This window comes from Alcaligenes faecalis, assembly GCF_005311025.1.
GTDB lineage: Bacteria > Pseudomonadota > Gammaproteobacteria > Burkholderiales > Burkholderiaceae_B > Alcaligenes > Alcaligenes phenolicus.
In genome coordinates this window covers 2,148,323-2,169,747 of the sequence record NZ_CP031747.1, presented here as the reverse complement: position 1 = coordinate 2,169,747, position 21,425 = coordinate 2,148,323, and the positions used below count along the sequence as shown (strand labels likewise).

The following is a 21,425-nucleotide window of genomic DNA, read 5'->3' as shown; positions in this document are numbered from 1 at the left end:
CTCGCTTGTGAAATCTGATCTAAAACTCTATCGCTCTCTGCCGCGGCGCAACAGCACGGCCCGCAGCGCTGTCACCATTGGCAATTTTGACGGGGTCCATCTGGGCCATCAGGCCATCTTGCATCGCGTCAATGAAATGGCGCGCCAGCAAGACCTGAGCTCCTGTGTAATGACCTTTACGCCCCACCCACGCGCCTTTTTTGCGCAGCGCGGCCAACGGCCCGAACTGATCCCCACACAGATCAGCGGCCTGCGCGACAAGGTCGAAGCCCTGCATCAATGTGGCATTGAACAAATTTATCTGGCCCGCTTCAATCAGGCCATGGCCGATATGTCGGCAGCCACCTTTATTGACGAGATTCTGGTCCAGGGCCTGAATACGGGTTGGCTGCTGGTGGGCGAGGATTTCCGCTACGGCCACAAACGGGCCGGCGACATTGAAATGTTGCGCGAAGCGGGCAAGCGCCATGGCTTTAACGTCGAGACTCTGCACGATGTCGCCGATGCCGATGGCCGCCGCATCTCCAGCTCGGAAGTGCGCACCGCCCTGGCCGTGGGTCAACTGGACCGAGCCCGTGCCCTGCTGGGCAAACCCTTTCATATTAGTGGTCATGTCATTCATGGCCAGAAACTGGGCCGGGACATTGGCTACCCGACCCTGAATGTGCGTGTTCCTGAACACTGTGCCGCCCGCTCCGGCGTGTACGTGGTCCGGGTGCACGGACTGACCGGACAGGCTCTGCCCGGCATTGCCTCCTTGGGGGTACGCCCAACCGTCATAGACCAGGGACGGCTGCTGTTAGAGGTGCATTTACTGGACCAACGCCTGGATGCTTACGGTAAACTTGCCCGTATAGAATTTCTGGAATTTGTCAGGGACGAGGAAAAATTCCCGGACCTCATCACAATGATCGCCGCCATCGACAACGATGCACAACGCGCTCGCGACTACTTTGCTTCAAATGGACTATAAAAACTCTCTCAATTTGCCCGACACTCCCTTTCCCATGCGTGGTGACCTCGCCAAACGTGAGCCGGGCTGGATTAGCCAGTGGGAAGAAAACAAAGTCTATGCAGCAATTCGGCAAGCCAGTGCCGGTCGTCCCAAATTTATTTTGCACGACGGCCCTCCCTATGCGAACGGCGACATTCACATTGGCCACGCAGTCAACAAGGTTCTGAAAGACATCATCGTCAAAAGCCGCAATATGGCTGGCTTTGACGCGCAATACGTGCCCGGCTGGGACTGCCACGGCATGCCCATTGAAGTTCAGATCGAAAAGAAATACGGCAAGAACCTGCCTGTGGCTGAAGTTCAGGCCAAGGCGCGCGCCTACGCTCTGGAGCAGATCGACAGCCAGCGCAAGGACTTCAAGCGCCTGGGCGTGCTGGCCGACTGGGAGAACCCTTACCTGACCATGAATTTCAGTAACGAAGCCGACGAGCTGCGCGTGCTGTCCAAGATCATGCAAAAGGGTTTCGTGTTCCGTGGCCTGAAGCCCGTGAACTGGTGTTTTGACTGTGGTTCCGCCCTGGCAGAAGCCGAGGTTGAGTACGCCGATCGCACCGACCCGTCCGTGCACGTAGCCTTCCCCTTCGCGCAAAAGGACAAACTGGCCGCCGCCTTTGGCGTGGACAGCGTGGACGATGGCGCCATCGTTATCTGGACTACTACCCCCTGGACCATCCCTGCCAACCAGGCCTTGAACGTACACCCTGAAATCAGCTACGCCCTGGTCAAGCTGGACAGCCCACGCGCCACCGGCTCCATGCTGATCGTGGCCGAAGAGCTGGTGAAATCCTGCCTGGAACAATGGGGCCTGAGCGGCCAGGTCATGGCCACCGCTACCGGCAAAGCCCTGAACCTGATCGAATTCAACCACCCTCTGGCTCACGTGGATGCAGGCTACCAACGCCGCTCCCCCGTGTACCTGGGCGACTACGTCACCCTGGACAGCGGTACGGGCGTGGTGCACTCGGCCCCGGCCTACGGTATTGAAGACTTTATCTCCTGCAAAGCCCACGGCATGAAGGACGACGACATGCTCACGCCCGTGATGGGCAATGGGCATTACGCCGAAAATCTGCCTCTGTTTGGCGGCCAGATGATCTGGAAAGCCAACCCGCAAATCGTGGAAGCCTTGCAGAACGCCGGCACCTTGCTGAAAACCGAACAGCACCCGCACAGCTACATGCACTGCTGGCGTCACAAGACGCCCATCATCTACCGCGCCACCAGCCAATGGTTTGCCGGTATGGATAAGGAAAACAGCAGCGGCCGTACCCTGCGTGAAATGGCGCTGGAAGCCATTGATAACACCGAGTTCTACCCCTCCTGGGGTCGTGCCCGCCTGCACGCCATGATCGCCAACCGCCCCGACTGGACCTTGTCGCGTCAGCGCCAATGGGGTGTGCCCATGGCTTTCTTTGTGCACAAGGAAACGGGTGAACTGCACCCCCGCACGCCCGAGCTGATGGAGCAAGTAGCCGAGCGTATCGAAAAGAGCGGTATCGAAGCCTGGCAGAACCTGGACCCACGCGACCTGCTGGGTGACGAAGCCGATCTGTACGAGAAAAACCGCGACACGCTGGACGTGTGGTTTGACTCGGGCACCACACACGCTACCGTGCTGGGCGGCAAGGATCACACCACCCACGGCTCGCACGCTGACAAGCTGCAATGGCCTGCCGACCTGTACCTGGAAGGCTCGGACCAACACCGTGGCTGGTTCCACTCGTCCTTGCTGACGGGCTGCATGCTGTATGGCCGCGCGCCCTACAAAGCCCTGCTGACCCACGGCTTCGTGGTGGACGGCAATGGCCGCAAGATGAGTAAATCGCTGGGCAACATCATCAAGCCGCAAGAAATTGCCGACAAGATGGGTGCCGAGATCATGCGCCTGTGGGCCGCCTCTACCGATTACTCGGGCGAGCTGTCCATCTCCGACGAAATTCTGAAGCGTGTTGTGGAAGGCTACCGCCGTATCCGCAATACCTTGAAGTTCCTGCTGGGTAACCTGGCCGACTTCGATGTCACCCAACATGCTGTGCCTGTCGATCAACTGACCGAAATCGACCGCTACGCCCTGCAAATGACCGCCGACATGCAGGCCGAGTTGCTGGAGAACTACCAGCGCTACGAGTTCCACCCCATCGTGGCTCGCTTGCAGACCTTCTGCTCCGAAGACCTGGGCGCGTTCTACCTGGATATTCTGAAAGACCGTCTGTACACCACGGCTAAAGATGGTCAGCCACGTCGCTCGGCTCAAACGGCGCTGTACCACCTGACGCAAACCCTGCTCAAGCTGATGGCTCCTATCCTGTCTTTCACGGCAGAAGAAGCCTGGCGCGACATGCACGGCGGTTCGGTCCCTAGCGGCACCATCTTCACCGAGCTGTTCCATGCCCTGCCGGAGCAAGGCGAACAAGCTGCACTGAGCACCAAATGGCAGCGCCTGCGCGCCATCCGTGCCGACGTGATGCGCCGCATTGAAGACGTACGTAGCACCGGCGCCATCGGCTCCTCCCTGGCGGCCGAGATCGACATCTACGCCAACGGCCAGGATCTGGAGTTCCTGCAGTCTCTGGGCGAAGATCTGCGCTTCATGCTGATCGTCTCGCGTGCCGATGTGCACGCTGGCGAAGGCGATTTGCGCATCGACGTTACCCCTACCGAACAGGCCAAGTGCGAGCGTTGCTGGCACCACCGCCCTGACGTAGGCCAGAGCGCTGAGCACCCCACCCTGTGTGGTCGTTGCGAGGACAATCTGTTTGGCGAAGGCGAAGTACGTCACCATGCCTGATAAGGACATGGCCCCTTCTCCCGGCCAGGCCCGACTGCCCTCGCGGCAGTTCTGGGCCTGGATTGGTCTGGCCGCCTTTATTGTCGGCCTGGACCAATGGACCAAACAGTATTTCGACAGCAACCTGTTCTATCAGGAACGTTGGAATATCCTGCCCTTTTTTGATTTCACCCTGCTCTACAACCCCGGCGCGGCATTCAGCTTCCTGGCCGGTGGTCAGGGTTGGCAGCGCTGGTTCTTTGTCGGCATCGCAGCCGTTGCCACGGTATTTATCGTGACCATGCTGCGCCGTTCGGCCAAGCAACCCTTGTTTTGCCTGTCGCTTAGCCTGATTCTGGGCGGTGCCATCGGCAACGTGGTGGATCGCCTGATGCACGGGCACGTGGTAGATTTTCTGCTGTTCTACTGGAATCAATCCTACTTTCCGGCCTTCAATATTGCCGACGTCGCCATCAGCTGCGGCGCTGCCCTGTTGGTGCTGGACGAGTTCATGCGCATGCGCCGCAACAAACGACAGCGCTCCTGAGTCTGTAAGGATCATGTCCTATGCTTAGCAATAAAAAACTGGTGTTTGGCATCACCGGCGGCATCGCTGCTTATAAAACTGCCGAGCTCTTGCGTCGCAGCCAGGACCTGGGTGCCCGGATTGATGTGGTCATGACTGAATCGGCCACGCGCTTCATCAGCCCGGTGACCTTTCAGGCCTTGTCGGGCCGTACCGTCTATACCGACCTGTGGGATGCACGTGTTCCCAACAATATGGCCCACATCCAGCTTAGCCGGGATGCGGACGCCATCCTGATCGCCCCCGCCAGCACCAACTTCATGGCCAAGCTGGCCTACGGCCTGGCCGACGACTTGCTCAGCACCCTTTGTGTAGCGCGTGGGCACTGCCCCCTGCTGATCGCCCCAGCCATGAACCGAGAAATGTGGCTGCACCCGGCCACCCAGCGCAATGTCGAACAACTGCGCCGTGACGGTGTGCACATTCTTGGCCCTGGCAGTGGCGACCAAGCCTGTGGTGAAACCGGCGATGGCCGCATGCTGGAACCTGCCCAATTGCTGGCAGAGCTCACGTCCTTCTTTCAGCCCAAGCTGTTGGCGGGCAAACGCGTCCTGATCACCGCTGGCCCGACCAGCGAGCCGATTGACCCAGTGCGCGTCATCAGCAACCGTTCCTCCGGCAAGATGGGCTACGCCATTGCCCGTGCGGCTCAAGAAGCCGGTGCGCAAGTGACGCTGGTCTCCGGCCCCGTTGCACTGGAAACGCCCTACCAGGTACGTCGCATCAATGTAGAAACCGCCCGTCAGATGCACGCCACCGTCATGTCCCAAGTGGATGATGCCGATATCTTTATCAGCGTTGCAGCGGTCGCAGACTGGTACGTCAGCAATGCCAGCGACATCAAGATCAAGAAGACGTCCGAACAAGCCACACCAGACCTGCAATTCAGCCCAAATCCCGACATTCTGGCCGAGGTTGCCGCCCTGAAGAACGGTCCTTTCTGCGTCGGCTTTGCCGCCGAGACAGACAACTTGATCGAGCACGCCCAAGCCAAACGTCAACGCAAGAACGTACCCTTGCTTGTTGCCAACCTGGCCCAGCGCGCCATGAACGCCGATGACACCGAACTGGTGTTGTTTGACGAGCAAGGCCATATGCAATGGCCCGCCCAGGACAAACTGCTGGCCGCACGCCAGCTGGTGCAAAACATCGCCCAGCGGCTTTAATCCCTTTTCTCTTTTATGATGACGGGCAGCGCTAAAGCAGGTGCGCTGCCTCTTTTTTTTCAGGATACCGTCTATGCACCGCCGTATTGAAGCTCGCATCGTCAATGACTTGTTGGGCACGACCATCGAAGCCCCCAGCTACGCCACGGACGGCTCCGCCGCCATGGACCTGCGCGCTTGCCTGAGCGAAGCCGTTACCCTGCCTGCAGGCGGCCGTACGCTGGTTAAAACAGGCCTGGCCATCAATATGATGGACCCTGGCCTAGTCGCTATCGTCGCTTCACGTTCGGGCCTGTCCCTGAAGCATGGCGTGCGTGTAGCACAAGGCATTGGCGTCATTGATGCCGACTACCACGGCGAAATCGGCGTGATTCTGGCCAACGACAGCGATCAGGACTACGTGATCCAACCCGGCGAGCGTATCGCCCAGCTGATGTTCCAGCCTGTGGTGCAAGTGGCACTGCAGTTTGTGAACGAATTCTCTACCGAAACCGAGCGCGGTACGGGTGGCTTTGGCAGCACGGGCAAGAACTAAGCTTTAAAGCTGGAGAAGGACGCGATGCGAAATGCCTTGTCGCAGTCAGCATCGCTCCTTCTTTAGCCCTGATGCTTTGCTTTAAAAACGTAGCAGCGCCACGACTCAGACTTACCCCGGCCAATTTCGGATTCCAATGCCATCTCCAAAAAAAGGTAATTCCAACGCCGAATTACCCACTTCAAATAAAACGGCGGCTCAGCTCCACCCACGCAACCGCCATCAGGGGCGTTACGACTTTGATGCCCTCATCAAAGACACGCCCGAGCTGGCTGAATTCGTTTTTGTGAATCCCTACGGTGATCAAAGCATCAACTTCGCCGATCCGAATGCCGTCAAAACCCTGAATCGTGCTCTTCTGAAGAGTTTTTACGGCATAGCGCATTGGGATATTCCTGCCGATTACCTCTGCCCTCCTATACCGGGCCGGGCCGACTACGTGCACTACCTGGCCGATTTGCTGGCCAACAGCAATAAGGGGAGCATTCCCCGTGGTGAGGCAGTACACGTCCTTGATATTGGCGTAGGCGCAAATGCGATCTACCCATTGATCGGCCATACCGAATATGGCTGGCAGTTTCTAGGGTCCGACATAGACGCTGATGCGCTGACTTCTGCACGAAGCATTATTCACGCGAACCCGGGCTTATCGGCTGCAATCAAATTGCGCCAGCAAAAATCACCCAGACATATTTTCAAGGGCCTGCTAGGCGCGAATGATTACTTTGACCTGACGCTCTGCAACCCGCCCTTCCATTCATCGCAGGAAGAGGCAGTAAGCGGTAGTCAACGTAAATGGCGTGGTTTGGGTAAGGCCGCGCCCAAGCAGAATGCTCCCGTGCTGAACTTTGGTGGACAGAATACGGAACTCTGGTACGAAGGCGGCGAGGCGCTTTTCATCCGCCGCATGATAGAAGAAAGTGTGACCGTAGGCGGGCAAGTGCTTTGGTTCAGCACCTTGGTGTCCAAAGCATCGAACGTACCCGGAGTGTTGAATGCCTTGAAAAAGGCCAAAGCGGTTAAGGTCAAAACCGTAGAAATGACGCAGGGACAAAAACAAAGCCGCTTTGTCGCCTGGACTTTTCTGGACGCTGTGGCACAAGAAGCCTGGCGCAAGGAACGCTGGAAGTAGGCGCGTATCAAGTCGGGATGCTAGATAAGCTGATGGCATTAGCTGCAATCAGCTACCGACGCCAAGCCCCCGACTTCTAAACCCTTCACCAAACAACTATTCCCAGCGAGTACCGGCCCTAGCGCGCAAACGGATCAATCGTCGGATCACTGTTCCAGACGTACTCGGTCCAATGCGCAATGCTTTCAGCTTGCTCACGGTTGTAAAGCTTCTCGACCAGGGCCAAAGCCATATCCGTCCCCGCCGATACCCCCGAGGATGTGACGTACTTGCCATCAAACACCCATCGGGCCTGCTTTTGCCACAGCACATCCCCATCCTGAGCCACCGCAAAATCAAACGCCAGCTTGTTCGACGTAGCCCGGCGCTGCTTCAGAACACCCGCCTTGGCCAATAAAGCCGCCCCCGTACACACCGACACCGTCCACTGCGTTGCCTTGTCCTGCTTCTGAATGAAGGCCAACATGGCAGGGTTGTTGATTTCGCTACGCGTTCCCATACCGCCGGGAACCATCAGAATGTCGAACTGCGGAGCCGTCTCGAAACTATAGGAAGTCTGGGTTTCTATCCCTTGAGACGACCGAACCAGCCCACCCTGCTGAGACACCATGAGCATCTCGTAATCCGGCATCCCACCCCACATTTCCACCGGCCCGAATACATCGAGAGTTTCAAACTGATCAAACAGCACAATGCCGATTTGTTTTTTTGTCGTGTTCCCTGTTGTGCTGGTGGATGTAGCCGATGCTGCCTTACCGCTCATGGTGTGCCCCTTCATGGTTGAAACTCAATAACTCAGATCGTAGCTCGTACCAAACCGCCATCAATAGCCAAATTCTGACCTACGATAAAACCTGCGACCTCGCTGCACAAGAAGGCACATGCAGCACCAAATTCGCTCGGCGTTCCAGCTCGTCCTGCTGGTACAGACGCAATCATCTGCTCTGCCACAGACCCCAACTCTCGCAAGCGATCCGTCATGATGGTGCCGGGCAATAGGTTATTGATCGCCACGTTATGCTGGGCTACTTCGCGAGACACACTGGCGACGAAGCCAGTCAAGGCCATACGAGCGGCAGTGGACAACTCCAAGTTGGTCACAGGCGAACGGACAGAAACCGAAGTGATATTGACGATGCGGCCGAAGCGGCGGCTCACCATGCCTGGCAATACAGCCTGAATTAACTCCACCGCTGCCAGGAAGTTTTGCTCCAGAGCGGCTTGCCAATGAGTGGTCTCCAACTGAGCAAAAGGCATAGACGGAGGCCCGCCCGCGTTGGTCACCAGAATGTCGATGTCTGAGCACGCGGCAGCTACGGCTTGTCTGTCGGCTGCCTGAGAAAGATCAGCGGCAATCCATTTAGCTGCAATACCGGTAGAGGCTTCAATCTGTTTGGCAGCTTCTTGTAGCTTATGTTCACTACGGGATACTAGGATAACTTGCACGCCTTCAGCGGTTAGTGCTTGAGCACAGGCCAGTCCCAAACCACTCGACGCGCCACAGATCAAGGCACGTCGTCCAGTAATTCCTAAATCCATTTTTGTTCTCCTTAGCGGGTCTGTACAGCGGAGTCGGTCGCATAGGAATGCAGTCTGAACCCGCTGTCTTTTTGGATGGCGCAAGCTACCTTTATCTACATAGCGACCTGTCGGCTGCATCTTGTAGTTGTTATGGTAAAGGTTTGCAGCCTCCCAGAGCCCACTCAAAACCCCTAACTGCTATTGGCACCGCATATATCCACCAACTAGTAGCTATCTCTACAAAAAATAAAACATTATTTAATGCTATCAAAGCATTAAATTGCTCTCTTTAAAGGTTTTTAAAACTTCTCTGTAATTACTGACACTTTAAATAAAAAAACTAGCGAACGATCCAGTTTTCTATTCATTCGATATAGAGACACATTTCTTTTTTTTAGTTATTATTCTGTCTGCTTTCGACTAGGAGCGGAAGTTCAAAAATGCAATTGAGGGTCTGTTTTGCAGCGACTGCTGACGATCAGCTTTTATAATGCCAAAAGGGATTAATTTGGAGCCGAGGATGCTGGAGGTAGACAAGAAACGCGAAGCGACCGCTTCGATCAGAGGGTATTTTTACCAACTTGACGCTGCCTTGCTCGAAATCCTAAACGCGGACCTGAGCGATGAAGTCGTTATCGAGGGAATTGAAGATTTCGACCGCTACACCGATGAAGGCGTCATTTACGGACAGGTAAAATACTATGCAGCGCAGAACCTGACAAACTCGGTGTTGCGTGATCCCCTGCATAAGCTCTTTACCCATTTCATTGGGCTCGAAGAGGCGCAACGGGTAAGCCGAAAATACCGGCTGTACGGGCACTTTTCAGAAGTTAATATCGATATTAATGAGTTTTCTGTCGAGCGCTTTAAATTGGTGATGGAATATCGCAAAGAAGCGAAGGCTGCTGACGGTACGAAAACATACGAAACAAAATCTCTACTCGACGGAATGGCCGCGCCTGATGAGTTGATTGAGGCGTTTTGTAAAAACTTCAGCATACAAATTTCGGCAGAATTTTCTGAGCATCGCACCATCGTCATCGAGGCAATAAGAAATAGTCAACGCGTCTCAGAGTTTGAGGCTGAAGGTTTTTACTATCCAATAGCCCTTGATTACATTGCGAAATTAGCCACAAAAAAAGATCACAACGATCGCAAGACTACCCGTCGTGATTTGCAGGAAGTGCTCAAAGGCTCTCAGGCTGTCCATAATCGTTGGCTTCTCCGAGAGAAGGAAGCAACCGATTATGCAAAGCATATGAAACGCCTCTACTTCTCGCCCACGAACGGCGCAGGAATCGTCCGTGCTTTCATCATTGAATGCAGTGCGTCAACCGACGGTTCGGTTGTCTGCGACCAACTCAGAGCAATCGGCAACAACTGGAGCTCGGCAAAGAAGCGCCGCATCCAGAATTCCGAGCGCTACGCGCCATTCATCCTGTTACGAGGCGCGGATGAAAAACTCATAATGCAAGTGAAGAACATGCTTTTCAATACTGGAACAGTTTTCGTAGACGGTTTCCCATATCGCGGATCGCCATTCCGCATCGATCACGTTCACAGCCAGCAGACCCAAGAGCACCAGATCGAAATTCGTTTTGTTGACGACGTTGACCAGTTGCTGGAGGTCCTCGATAGGGTGGGGCGGAAGTTATGTCATATATACGACTTCTTCCTTGAACGCCCTGCAACCATGGCGCTGCCGGGTCCAAATAGTAGGATGTATTCGATCCCCATCAGTAGCATCTCCACAATCACGAAAATTATCTGAGAACGAACAATGACTGAAGAAATCGCCAATGCTGAGGTTGTCGCCGTTTACCCCAACAAAGTCCGAGTGGCCGTCGATGATCTTTTGAACTTCCAGGCGGCTGGAGAGTCTCTTCGTGTTGGGTCATTTCTCAAGGTATCGGACAATGACAACGTTTCTCTCATCTGCATCATCGAAAGCTTTTCAATCGAAATGAAAGAGGTGAAAGGTGACGGCAGCAGTGACTACAAGCGCGTCTATATGATTGATGCGTATCCTCTCGGGACACTTAAAGACGGGAAGTTCAATCGCGGCGGTGACGAACTCGCCATTCCGCCAAAGAAGGTCGTCCCGGCGACGAAAGCGGAAATCGCAGCCATCTATGCAGACTGCTATGCGGCTGAAGACCGCTTTTGCTTTTCTTCATTGACCAGGCAACGTGATATCGTTGTACCTGTTCATGGCGACCGGTTTTTCAACAAACATATTGCTGTTGTCGGTGCTTCGGGATCAGGAAAATCGTCGAGTGTGTCGTCGGTTCTGCAGAAGGCGGTATCCGCAAAAAGCGGAGAGTACCTAGGACTCAACAACTCCCATATCCTGATATTCGATCTTCATTCCGAATATGCTACGGCTTTTCCAAAGGCGAATATCATCACTGTCGAGGATCTTATCCTGCCATATTGGCTTCTCAACGAAGACGAGATGGAGGACATGTTCCTGGAGTCCGGTGACAACAATAACTACAATCAGGAGTCGCTGCTCCGTTCCGTGGTGACTATTGCAAAGAAGATCAGCAATCCTGCGGTCGAGAAGGTCAACTTCGACAGTCCGCTTCGATATGACATTCAGCACATAGCGAACGCTTTCCGCAACCTGACGCGCGAAACAAAGGATGCCGAGAACTCACTGCATATCAAGTTTAAGGATGGAACGACCGAAACGTTCAATGATGTTGAGGGGCAGCTGGAGCACTACTGCAAAGCTTTGCGTGAGTTCGCTGCTCCGGAACGGGGAAAGATCAACAAGGGCTCCTATGCCGACGGCAGCATCGACAAATTCGAGCGGCGAATTAGATCGAAAATCTCGAACTCCCGGCTTGACTTCATATTTGGCACGAAGGCCCAAGCTGCGACCTTGGAGCAGGTGCTTGAACAGTTTACCGGCTATAAGACGGGAGGCGAGTCGAACGTAACAATCATCGACCTCAGTGGCATTCCCTTTGAGCTGCTCAGCATTACCGTTTCGCTGATCTCCCGTCTTATGTTCGATTTTTGCTATTATGCTCGGCGCGTTGAAAGCAAAACTGATCAACCATTCTTGATGGTGTATGAGGAAGCACACAAATACGCGCCAAAGAGTGGTCTCGCCCGCTATAAGGCTTCCCTGGCTGCCATCGAACGCATTGCCAAAGAAGGACGAAAGTACGGGATCAGCCTTCTGATTTCGAGCCAGCGACCGTCTGAAATATCAGAGACTATCTTTTCGCAATGCTCCAACTTCTTGGCAATGCGTCTTACCAACCCCGATGATCAAAGCTATGTCCGCCGACTACTGCCGGATACGCTTGGCAATTTGACCGAGGGCATGCCCGCGCTGGAACAAGGGGAGGCGCTTCTGATCGGGGACGCCGTCATCATGCCGTGCGTCGTGTATGTGGAAAAATGCGACCCCGAACCCTCGTCTAGTGACGTGAAATATCTCACACTCTGGAAAGCGAAGTGGAAGGAGATCGACTTCAAAAAGCGTGCCGATAGCTGGCGAGGATGATGGGGGACATCGTTGCACAAATTAAGTTTGAGGCGAACTACCCAAAACCCTAGTTGTGGCTATACCACGGTGCAAAACGAACTTGCAAAGAAGGTTCAATGCAATGACTGCTTTGAGTGGCAGCAGTCATTGGCCTTGTTGAGTTGAAGGGCAGCAACCAACCTTCACCGGACATCGTGAATCAGCCTGTGAAGTTCCGCTTTGGGTCGAAAGCAGACACCGGTACGTTAATCGCTGCTACTTAATAAGACTCAACACAAAAAACAAAAAAGCCAATCAACCCAAAGCTGGTTGGCTTTTTCTCCAAACCTAAATCCTACCTACGCCGCAAAATCCTCTTCCCCCAGATAAGCCGCCCTCACCTTCGGATCATGCAGCAACTGCGCAGCCGGGCCTTCCAGGATAATCCGCCCTGACTCCATCACATATCCCCGATCTCCCAGCTCTAGCGCCAGTCGCGCATTCTGCTCAATCAGCAAAATCGTCACGCCTTCTTTAGCAATCGTCTGGATCAGCTCAAAAATCCGTTCGACCATGATGGGAGCCAGACCCATGGAAGGCTCATCCAGCAGCAGCAATGAAGGCCGGGAAATCATCGCCCGTCCCATTGCCACCATCTGTTGCTCCCCGCCAGACAAAGTCCCTGCCGATTGTTTTTTACGCTCGGCCAGACGCGGGAACAGGGTATAGATACGCTCGATATCCTGGCGTACTTCGTGGTGGTCCTTGCGGGTATACGCCCCCATGGCCAGATTCTCTTCAATCGTCAGCTGCGGAAAAATCCCCCGCCCTTCCGGCACCATGACCACGCCACGGCGCACCAGTTGGTGCGACGGCAGGCCGACGATGCTTTCGCCTTGATGTTCAATCTGCCCCGCAGCCGCAGGCACCAGACCTGTGATGGCTCTCAACGTCGTGCTTTTACCAGCGCCGTTAGCACCGATCAGGCAAACTAGTTCGCCCTTGCCCACTCGCAGGTCCAGGCCGCGTACCGCCCGGATGCCGCCATAAGCCACATCCAGACCCCGAATATCCAACATTAACGGTTCTGTGCTCATGCTTTTTCCTCTTCAACGGTAATGCCCAGCTCTTTGGCTGCACCTGCGCCCAGATAGGCTTCAATCACGCGCGGGTTATGTTGGACTTCGGCTGGCTTGCCTTCGGCCAGCACCTTGCCATACTCCAGCACCAGAACTCGGTCGCACAGGCCCATGACCAGCTTCATATCGTGTTCGATCAGCAGGACGGTAATGCCGTCGCCACGGATTTTTTCTATCAGCTGGCGCAGGACTACGGTCTCGGACGGGTTCATACCTGCTGCGGGTTCATCCAGTGCCAGCAGCATGGGATCGGTTGCCAGTGCACGGGCAATTTCCAGGCGGCGCTGGTCGCCGTAGGACAAGGAGCGCGCAATCTCGTTAGCGTGCTGGGCAATGCCTACGTAATCCAGTAGCTCGTAGGCACGGGCCTCGATCTGTTCTTCTTCCTGACGGGTAGCACGGTTACGCATCACTGCCCCCAGCACGCCAGCACGGGTGCGGACGTGGCGGCCGATCATGACGTTTTCCAGGGCAGACAGGCTGCCGAACAAGCGGATGTTCTGGAAGGTACGCGCAAAACCGGATTCAGCGATTTGATGGGGTTTGCAATCAGTCAGGTTGCGGCCTGCAAAGGTGCAGCGGCCCGACTCGGGAATGTACAAGCCCGTCATCACGTTGAACAGCGTGGTTTTACCCGCGCCGTTCGGGCCGATCAGACCGTAGATATCGCCCTTGCGAATGCTGAAGCTGACTTCGGACAAGGCCTGCAAGCCGCCGAAGCATTTGGACAAGCCTTCTGCCTGCAACAACACCTCGCCGTTTTTTACTTGTTGGTTCATGCTCAGACTCATGCTTGCACCTGTTTCATTTTGCGTTCACGACGGCGCACTGCAGAGGGCCACAGGCCTTCTGGGCGATAGATCATGACCAAGACCAGGGCAAAGCCAAACAAGAGCATACGGATGCCGTCCGGGTCCAGAATCACGTCGCCGAACACGCTTTGCTGCAGAGGTACGACGACGGAGCGCAGCAGCTCAGGGAATACGGAGAGCAGCAAAGCACCCACAATCACGCCAGGGATATGGCCCATACCGCCCAGCACCACCATGCACAGCACGGAAATGGACTCGGTCAGGCTGAAACTCTCTGGGCTGACGAAGCCTTGCATAGAAGCAAACAAGCCACCGGCCACACCACCAAACGTTGCACCCATGGCAAAGGCCAGCAGTTTGACGTTACGGGTATTGATGCCCATGGCCTTGGCGGCGATTTCATCTTCGCGGATCGCTTCCCAGGCACGGCCAATGCGGGAGTGCTGCAAGCGCACGCAGATGAACACAATCAGCAGCGTGATCAGCAGGAGAAGGTAATAGTATTTTTCTGGCCCCGTTATCCGTATGCCAAAGAGGGTTTCCGCCTTGCCAAAGATGAAGTCGCCAATCTTGAAGGTATCAACCCGGTTGATCCCTTGCGGACCGTTGGTGATGTTGACCGGCGCATCCAGGTTGTTCATGAAGATGCGGATAATCTCACCGAAGCCCAGGGTCACAATGGCCAGGTAGTCGCCTCGCAAGCGCAGGACTGGAAAGCCCAGGAGCACACCGAATACGGCGGCCAGAGCAATACCGGCTGGCAGCACCATCCAGAACGGCAGGTGCAGACCAAAATGCGGCGATGCCAGCATGGCCCAGACGTACGCCCCTACCGCATAGAAAGCGATATAGCCCAGATCCAGCAGACCGGCAAAACCCACCACGATGTTCAGGCCCAGAGCCAGCATCACGTACAGCAAGGCAAAGTTCAGGGTGCGAATCCAGCTTTGTCCCGCCATGCCCAGCACGAAGGGCAAAATGGCCAGCACCACACCAATCAGCAGCGCACCGACCCAGACTTTGGCGGGCGTTGCGGGGCGCTGTTTGGAGCCAGCGCCACTTAATGTTTGATTCAGACTCATGCGCGATCTCCCACACGTTCACCCAACAGGCCCGAGGGACGGAAAATCAGCACCAAGATCAGCACGATAAAAGAGAACACATCCTGATAGTTACTGCCAAAGACCCCATTGGTCAGGTCGCCGATGTAGCCTGCGCCCAGAGCTTCGATCAAGCCCAGCAGCAAGCCACCCAGCATGGCGCCACCCAAATTACCAATGCCACCCAGAACGGCGGCGGTAAATGCTTTGAGACCCAGCATGAAGCCCATCGTGTATTGGGCAACGCCGTAGTAAGTCACGATCATCACGCCTGCGACGGCAGCCAGGGCCGAGCCAATGACAAAAGCGGCGGAAATCACGGTATTGATATTCACCCCCATCAAGCCAGCTACTTCGCGGTTCTGGGCGGTTGCACGCATGGCGGTGCCCAGACGGGTGCGGTGCACCAGCACCATCAGGCCGGACATGATCGCAGCGGCACCACCGATAATCAGAATTTGCAGCAAGCTGATGCGCGCGTCGCCCAGCTGGAACACCATGGGTTCAATAATGTGCGGGAAGCTCAGGTAATTGCGCCCCCAGATCATCATGGCCAGGTTCTGCACAATAAAGGACACACCAATAGCGGTAATCAGTGCGGCCAAACGAGGCGCACGACGCAAGGGACGATACGCATAACGCTCGGCAGTCCAGCCTATGCCCATGCAGACGGGGATAGCGGCCAAGAGGGCCAGCCCCACCATCAACCAGGCGGACAGGCCTGCCGGGTCCGCGCCGACCAGCGATAACACCACTGTCGTGGCCAGCATCGCCCCAACCATGACTACATCACCATGCGCAAAATTAATCAGGCCAATAATTCCATACACCATGGTGTAGCCCAGCGCCACCAAGGCGTAGACACTGCCCACGGTCAGGCCATTTATTAGTTGTTGTATCAGGATTTCCATAGATTGGGACTCGTGGTCATTGCTCCCTGCCCCGGCGCACGGCGATAGAACAGGGAGCGCGGGCCTGCCAAACACAGGCCACGGTAAAGATGAGCCCCGAAGGGCTCAAACTGCAGGATCAAGCGTGCTTAGTTAGCCTGACTGACCATGGTTTTCACCATCGTCCACTTGCCATCTTTAACTTCGTAGATGGTGACGGCGATTTCTTTCAGGTCGCCATTCTGGTCGTAGGCAATGTTGCTGCTGGTTGCGCCGTTGCGTTTCAATGCGGCCAGTTTGGGCAGGTAGTCTTCTGCCTTGGAAGAACCGGCTTCCTTCATGGCGGTGATCATGTTCCAGGCGCCGTCGTAGGCATACGGAGCGTAAACACCGGGCTCAGCCTTGAAGCGGGCCTGGTAGTCTTTGGCGAATTTCTCGCCAGCCGCCATGGTGGACAGAGGCACACCTGCCAAGGAGGCGTAGGTGCCATCAGCGGCTGCACCGGCCAGACGCAGGAAGGTGTCGCTGCGCGTCATTTCGCCCGAAACCAGCGGGGCCTTGATGTCCAGCGTCTGCATTTGACGCTTCATCGGGCCGGACTGAGCATCCAGACCACCAAAGAAGATAGCATCGGGCGCCTTGGACTTGATGTTGGTCAGAATGGAGGTGAAGTCGTTGGCTTTGTCCGTGGTGTATTCACGGGCCACGATCTGGCCACCTGCTTTTTCTACCGCACGGGCAACCTGGTCAGTCAGACCTTGGCCATAAGCGGTACGGTCGTCGATCAAGGCTACTTTCTTGGCAGCCAAATCCTTGACGATGAACTGACCCACAGCCGCACCTTGCTGGGTGTCGCTGGTCATCATGCGGAAGGTGTTGTCGTAACCTTGCTGGGTGTACTCAGGCGAGGTTGCCATGGCGATCTGGGGGATACCCGCGTCGTTGTATACGCGCGAAGCAGGAATCGTGGTGCCCGAGTTGAAATGGCCCAATACACCATCCACACCGTCGTCCACAATTTGCTGGGCGACCTGGACCGCTGTACGCGGGTCAGCCTGGTCATCCTTGGCCACCAGTTCAAAACGGGCGGTTGCGCCATCAATTTCAATTTTCTGGGCGTTGGCTTCTTCCAGAGCCAGCACCAGACCATTGCGCATGTCTTCACCGTAGTGAGCCTGCGGGCCGGTCAAGGGGGCCGAAAAGCCCAGCTTGATTACCTTGTCAGCGGCAAAGACGGGGCTAGCCGCCAATGCACCAAAAACCGCTGTCGAAACCAAGGCCAATTTAAAGCTCGTGATGGACTGCATATTGTTCTCCTTCGTTTTTTAATATAGCCGCGCTACATGTCGGCCCGTGCCGTGAGAATGAACGCAGGGCCGCCGCTCCAGGTGAAATGTGCGACCAAACGTGTGCATAGAAATGGGTGCCATCTGATGTCAACCGACCATCATCAAACTGGCATTGCCCCCAGCTGCCGCTGTATTGGTACTGACCGAGACTTCGCGCAACAAACGCTCGACGAGGTAAGTCGCGCCCCCCTCCAATTCCTGCGTCAACAGCCCTTGAACCCCAACAATGGGGCCACGGCGTTCAGCCACTTGTCCCAATACTTGCCGGAGTTCGTCGCTGTCGCCTTCAAACAAAACAGCATCATAATCTGCCTCACCCAAATCGGACATGGCAATTTGCTCGGCAGGCGCGTCCTGCCAGCCTCCCAGACCCAAACGGTCCAGTAGGATGGCCTGGTTGCCGCTACGTGCGCAGGCCTCGCGCTGAGCTTGCCAGCCGTGCACGCTGACAGGCATGCACAGAACGCGACCTCGTGGGTGCAACTGATAAATATTGGACTCGCCCGTCGGACCAGGCAAGACCGCGCCCTGCTCCTGCCAAGCTTGCAAAGGCAGGTTCTGCGGGCAACGGCTAAGCAGTCGGCGCAAGTACAAGGGGCCGCCTGCTTTGGGGCCGGTACCCGACAAGCCCTCACCACCGAAAGGCTGTACGCCCACCACCGCGCCCACCATATTGCGGTTCACATAGACGTTACCAGCGTGAATGCGCGAAACGACACGCTCCACGGTTTCATCCAGACGGGTGTGAACGCCAAAGGTCAGTCCGTAACCACGTTCGTTGATCTGATTGATCAGGCTGTCCAGCTCACTACGCTTGAAACGCATCACGTGCAGAACGGGACCGAAAATTTCGCGTTCCAGATCCTTGACCTGCTCGATCTCGATAATGGTCGGCAAGACAAAGGTACCTGTCAGGCTGCGGCTTTGTTCACTTTGCGTGATACGGAAACCAGCCTCGCGCATGGCGCTGATGTGCTCTTCGATACCGGAGCGGGCTTCTTCATCAATCACCGGACCTACATCCGTGCTGAGCAGATCGGGATTGCCCACGCTCAGCTCCTGCATGGCACCGTTGAGCATGTTCAGCACACGCTCGGCCACATCTTCCTGAATGCACAGCAGCCGCAAGGCGGAACAACGCTGGCCTGCCGAGTCGAAAGCAGAATTCAGTACATCAAACACCACCTGCTCAGGCAAGGCCGAGCTGTCGACCACCATGGCATTCAAGCCACCAGTTTCTGCAATCAGCGGGACGGCCTGACCGTCTGCCGTCAGGCGTGTAGCCAATTGACGATTCAAGCCCATGGCAACGGCGGTCGAGCCGGTAAACATCACAGCATTAACCTTCTCACTGGCCGCCAAAGGCGCGCCCACGGATGGGCCATCACCAGGCAGGAGCTGCAAGGCACCGGGAGCAATCCCTGCCTTGTGCAGCAGCTCGACAGCGGCCGCCGCAATCAGGCAGGTTTGTTCAGCAGGCTTGGCCAGGACGACGTTGCCTGCAGCCAGAGCCGCCGAGACCTGACCCAGGAAAATAGCCAAGGGGAAGTTCCAGGGGCTGATACACAGCACCACACCGACGGGACGATATTCGTCATTATCAAAGTCGCGCAGAACCTGTCCGGCGTAGTAACGCAGGAAGTCCACGGCTTCACGCACTTCGGCAATCGCATTCGCATAGGACTTGCCGGCCTCACGCACCAGCAGGCCCATCAAGTCCTGCATATTGTCTTCCAGCAGTTGGGCGGCTTGCTGCAGGGCGGCGGCGCGTTCTTCTACCGGCGTGGCCTGCCAGATTGGTGCATAGTGGCTGGCGGCGTCCAAAGCCTGCTCCACATCCTGTGCAGTGGCAAACATGACCTGCCCCACTACGTCCTGATGATTGGCCGGATTACGCACAATCGTTGCCTTGGACTCGTCCCAGACCGGATTGCCCTGCCCCAGGATAGGCTGAGCCTGACGTGGCAAGGCAGCGGTTTGCATCAAGGTAGCGGCCAAAGAACCCAGGCGGTGCTCGTTGCTTAAATCCAGGCCAGCCGAGTTCAAGCGCTGCTCCGCATCCCAGTACAACTGGCGCGGCAACGGAATCTTGTCATGTGGACGACCCAAGGGTTGCAGGCTCAGGGCCTGAGCCACGGGGTCGGCAATCAGCTGCTCCATGTTCACATCGGCATCGCCAATCTGATTCACGAAAGAGGTGTTGGCACCGTTTTCCAGGAGACGACGCACCAGATACGCCAGCAAGGTTTCGTGAGAACCAACGGGTGCATAGATACGGCAAGGACGGTTCAGCTTGCCGTCCTTGATCGGGCCGACTACCTCGTCGTACAGGTCCTCGCCCATGCCGTGCAGGCACTGGAACTCATATTGGCCGGTGTAGTAGTTCTGGCCAGCCATCACATAAATAGCAGCCAGGGTTTGCGCATTGTGTGTCGCAAACTGCGGGTAGACGGCTTCTGGGGCCTGCAAAAGCTTGCGAGCGCAAGCCAGGTAAGACACGTCCGTGTGTACCTTGCGGGTGTAGACGGGATAGTCTTCCAGGCCATCAACCTGGGCACGTTTGATCTCCGAATCCCAGTAGGCGCCTTTCACCAGGCGCAGCATCAAGCGGTGACCGCTACGGCGGGCCAGATCAATCAGATAATCAATAACAAAAGGCGCGCGCTTTTGATAAGCCTGCACCACAAAGCCAATGCCGTTCCAACCTGCCAAAGACGGGTCAAAGCACAGCTTGTCCAGCAGATCCAGGGACACTTCCAGGCGGTCTGCTTCTTCGGCGTCAATATTCAAGCCCACATCGTAGTGATGCGCTAATTGTGCCAAGGACAATAAGCGCGGGAACAACTCCCGCATGACGCGATCGCGCTGGGAACGGCTGTAGCGCGGGTGCAGTGCGGACAGCTTGATGGAAATGCCGGGGCCTTCGTAAATCCCGCGGCCCTGGCTGGCACGACCAATCGCGTGAATGGCCTGCTCATAAGCCTGGTAGTAACGCTGGGCGTCTTCCGCTGTCGTCGCGGCCTCGCCCAACATGTCGTAGGAATAACGAAAGCCTTGCTCTTCAAACTTGCGGCTATTGGCCAGTGCCGAGGCAATGGTTTGCCCGGTCACGAACTGTTCGCCCATCATGCGCATGGCAACGTCCACGCCTTTGCGGATCAAGGGCTCGCCACCCTTGCCAATCATGCGGGTCAAGGCGGAGGACAAATTCTTTTCACTATTTACACTGACCAGGCGCCCCGTCAGCATCAGGCCCCAGGTGGCGGCATTCACAAACAACGAGGGGGACTCGCCCATGTGTGCACGCCAGTCGCCGTGGCTGATTTTGTCGCGAATCAAGGCATCGCGTGTCGCGCGGTCAGGGATACGCAACAAGGCTTCGGCCAGACACATCAGGGCAACGCCTTCCTGGCTGGACAAGGAGAATTCATGGATCAAGCCTTCTACGCCGCCACCACGGCGCTTGGCGCGCAAGGCTTTAACCAGACGAGCGGCCAACTCCTGGGCACGCGCACTTTGAGAAGAACGCGCTGCACTTAACAGCAAGGGCAGACAGTCGGTTTCTGGACGGCGGTAGGCGGCGGTAATGGCAGCGCGCAACACACTTTGCGGTTGCACATCCTGCGCAAAGCCGTAAAACGGGATGGAAGGCATGAGTACACCTTCTTCGGCGGCTTCGGCGTCCCCCCCGCTTAGCAGCGCCAATTCGCTGGGCAACACACCGCGCTCGATTCCTTCGATATAAGACAGCAAGGCCTGCTTATGCAGCCAATGCGGGGTGCACTGCAACTGATCCGCCGCACGCCGCAGGCGCTCGCGCAGTTCTATATCGACTTTAATCCCTAAGGTTGTGCTCGCCATGCTTCTTATCCCGGTTACGCTTTGTTGACTGCGATAAGCCGAAATAATACTGACGGTTAACCCAAATTCGT

Annotated in this window: 16 protein-coding genes; 8 read left to right on the top strand and 8 right to left on the bottom strand. The window is 56.0% G+C overall.

The window, feature by feature from the left end; genetic code table 11:
- Positions 1–7: 7 nt before the first annotated feature.
- The 6 genes from D0C27_RS09950 to rlmF all read left to right on the top strand — a co-directional run bounded on the left by D0C27_RS09950 (position 8) and on the right by rlmF (position 7,201).
- Positions 8–973, top strand: a complete 966-nt coding sequence (locus tag D0C27_RS09950) for a bifunctional riboflavin kinase/FAD synthetase (RefSeq protein WP_137430892.1) — start codon at positions 8–10, stop codon at positions 971–973.
- Positions 963–3,803 (top strand): isoleucine--tRNA ligase, encoded by a 2,841-nt coding sequence (gene ileS, locus D0C27_RS09945; RefSeq protein ID WP_137430891.1) that lies wholly within the window; start codon positions 963–965, stop codon positions 3,801–3,803. Before D0C27_RS09950 ends, ileS begins: the two co-directional genes overlap by 11 nt.
- A complete protein-coding gene (gene lspA / locus D0C27_RS09940; protein ID WP_035268158.1) occupies positions 3,796–4,329 on the top strand; it encodes a signal peptidase II in 534 nt (177 codons plus the stop codon). The genes ileS and lspA overlap by 8 nt, the downstream gene beginning before the upstream one ends.
- 20 nt (positions 4,330–4,349) lie before the next feature.
- On the top strand, positions 4,350–5,534 hold the full coding sequence (coaBC, locus tag D0C27_RS09935; protein ID WP_060185993.1) for a bifunctional phosphopantothenoylcysteine decarboxylase/phosphopantothenate--cysteine ligase CoaBC: 1,185 nt from the start codon (positions 4,350–4,352) through the stop codon (positions 5,532–5,534).
- Between the two features lie 73 nt (positions 5,535–5,607).
- Positions 5,608–6,069 (top strand): dUTP diphosphatase, encoded by a 462-nt coding sequence (dut, locus tag D0C27_RS09930; protein WP_042487854.1) that lies wholly within the window; start codon positions 5,608–5,610, stop codon positions 6,067–6,069.
- Between the two features lie 136 nt (positions 6,070–6,205).
- On the top strand, positions 6,206–7,201 hold the full coding sequence (rlmF, locus tag D0C27_RS09925) for a 23S rRNA (adenine(1618)-N(6))-methyltransferase RlmF (protein WP_137430890.1): 996 nt from the start codon (positions 6,206–6,208) through the stop codon (positions 7,199–7,201).
- Positions 7,202–7,319: 118 nt separating this feature from the next.
- On the opposite strand, the gene D0C27_RS09920 is transcribed toward rlmF, so the two are convergent.
- Both D0C27_RS09920 and D0C27_RS09915 read right to left on the bottom strand, forming a co-directional pair.
- On the bottom strand, positions 7,320–7,964 hold the full coding sequence (locus tag D0C27_RS09920; RefSeq protein ID WP_137430889.1) for a DJ-1/PfpI family protein: 645 nt from the start codon (positions 7,962–7,964) through the stop codon (positions 7,320–7,322).
- A gap of 32 nt (positions 7,965–7,996) precedes the next feature.
- Complete coding sequence (locus D0C27_RS09915; RefSeq protein ID WP_137430888.1) at positions 7,997–8,740, bottom strand: SDR family oxidoreductase; 744 nt, start codon at positions 8,738–8,740, stop codon at positions 7,997–7,999.
- Between the two features lie 502 nt (positions 8,741–9,242).
- Here D0C27_RS09915 and D0C27_RS09910 point away from each other — a divergent pair.
- Together D0C27_RS09910 and D0C27_RS09905 are read left to right on the top strand one after the other, a co-directional pair.
- Positions 9,243–10,493 carry a DUF4297 family anti-phage-associated protein gene (locus tag D0C27_RS09910; protein ID WP_137430887.1) on the top strand — a complete coding sequence of 417 codons (1,251 nt, stop codon included), beginning with the start codon at positions 9,243–9,245 and terminating at the stop codon, positions 10,491–10,493.
- Between the two features lie 9 nt (positions 10,494–10,502).
- A complete protein-coding gene (locus D0C27_RS09905; RefSeq protein WP_137430886.1) occupies positions 10,503–12,242 on the top strand; it encodes an ATP-binding protein in 1,740 nt (579 codons plus the stop codon).
- Between the two features lie 320 nt (positions 12,243–12,562).
- On the opposite strand, the gene D0C27_RS09900 is transcribed toward D0C27_RS09905, so the two are convergent.
- The 6 genes from D0C27_RS09900 to putA all read right to left on the bottom strand — a co-directional run bounded on the left by D0C27_RS09900 (position 12,563) and on the right by putA (position 21,354).
- The gene (locus D0C27_RS09900) at positions 12,563–13,300 is read right to left on the bottom strand and encodes an ABC transporter ATP-binding protein (RefSeq protein WP_021446747.1); all 738 of its coding nucleotides are present in this window, start codon (positions 13,298–13,300) and stop codon (positions 12,563–12,565) included.
- On the bottom strand, positions 13,297–14,133 hold the full coding sequence (locus D0C27_RS09895; protein ID WP_170978563.1) for an ABC transporter ATP-binding protein: 837 nt from the start codon (positions 14,131–14,133) through the stop codon (positions 13,297–13,299). Before D0C27_RS09895 ends, D0C27_RS09900 begins: the two co-directional genes overlap by 4 nt.
- A complete protein-coding gene (locus D0C27_RS09890) occupies positions 14,130–15,236 on the bottom strand; it encodes an ABC transporter permease subunit (protein ID WP_021446748.1) in 1,107 nt (368 codons plus the stop codon). The genes D0C27_RS09895 and D0C27_RS09890 overlap by 4 nt, the downstream gene beginning before the upstream one ends.
- The gene (locus D0C27_RS09885; RefSeq protein WP_021446749.1) at positions 15,233–16,165 is read right to left on the bottom strand and encodes a branched-chain amino acid ABC transporter permease; all 933 of its coding nucleotides are present in this window, start codon (positions 16,163–16,165) and stop codon (positions 15,233–15,235) included. The genes D0C27_RS09890 and D0C27_RS09885 overlap by 4 nt, the downstream gene beginning before the upstream one ends.
- 128 nt (positions 16,166–16,293) lie before the next feature.
- The gene (locus D0C27_RS09880; RefSeq protein WP_137430884.1) at positions 16,294–17,451 is read right to left on the bottom strand and encodes a branched-chain amino acid ABC transporter substrate-binding protein; all 1,158 of its coding nucleotides are present in this window, start codon (positions 17,449–17,451) and stop codon (positions 16,294–16,296) included.
- Between the two features lie 129 nt (positions 17,452–17,580).
- Entirely contained in the window at positions 17,581–21,354 is a 3,774-nt protein-coding gene (putA, locus tag D0C27_RS09875; RefSeq protein ID WP_137430883.1) for a trifunctional transcriptional regulator/proline dehydrogenase/L-glutamate gamma-semialdehyde dehydrogenase, read from the bottom strand.
- Between the last annotated feature and the right edge of the window lie 71 nt (positions 21,355–21,425).

Coding starts and splice junctions, on each gene's coding strand:
- D0C27_RS09920 (WP_137430889.1), bottom strand. CDS start 7,964: ATGAGCGGTAAGGCAGCATCGGCTACATCCACCAGCACAACAGGGAAC.
- D0C27_RS09900 (WP_021446747.1), bottom strand. CDS start 13,300: ATGAGCACAGAACCGTTAATGTTGGATATTCGGGGTCTGGATGTGGCT.
- dut (WP_042487854.1), top strand. CDS start 5,608: ATGCACCGCCGTATTGAAGCTCGCATCGTCAATGACTTGTTGGGCACG.
- D0C27_RS09905 (WP_137430886.1), top strand. CDS start 10,503: ATGACTGAAGAAATCGCCAATGCTGAGGTTGTCGCCGTTTACCCCAAC.
- ileS (WP_137430891.1), top strand. CDS start 963: ATGGACTATAAAAACTCTCTCAATTTGCCCGACACTCCCTTTCCCATG.
- D0C27_RS09885 (WP_021446749.1), bottom strand. CDS start 16,165: ATGGAAATCCTGATACAACAACTAATAAATGGCCTGACCGTGGGCAGT.
- D0C27_RS09910 (WP_137430887.1), top strand. CDS start 9,243: ATGCTGGAGGTAGACAAGAAACGCGAAGCGACCGCTTCGATCAGAGGG.
- D0C27_RS09880 (WP_137430884.1), bottom strand. CDS start 17,451: ATGCAGTCCATCACGAGCTTTAAATTGGCCTTGGTTTCGACAGCGGTT.
- lspA (WP_035268158.1), top strand. CDS start 3,796: ATGCCTGATAAGGACATGGCCCCTTCTCCCGGCCAGGCCCGACTGCCC.
- D0C27_RS09890 (WP_021446748.1), bottom strand. CDS start 15,236: ATGAGTCTGAATCAAACATTAAGTGGCGCTGGCTCCAAACAGCGCCCC.
- rlmF (WP_137430890.1), top strand. CDS start 6,206: ATGCCATCTCCAAAAAAAGGTAATTCCAACGCCGAATTACCCACTTCA.
- D0C27_RS09915 (WP_137430888.1), bottom strand. CDS start 8,740: ATGGATTTAGGAATTACTGGACGACGTGCCTTGATCTGTGGCGCGTCG.
- putA (WP_137430883.1), bottom strand. CDS start 21,354: ATGGCGAGCACAACCTTAGGGATTAAAGTCGATATAGAACTGCGCGAG.
- coaBC (WP_060185993.1), top strand. CDS start 4,350: ATGCTTAGCAATAAAAAACTGGTGTTTGGCATCACCGGCGGCATCGCT.
- D0C27_RS09895 (WP_170978563.1), bottom strand. CDS start 14,133: ATGAGTCTGAGCATGAACCAACAAGTAAAAAACGGCGAGGTGTTGTTG.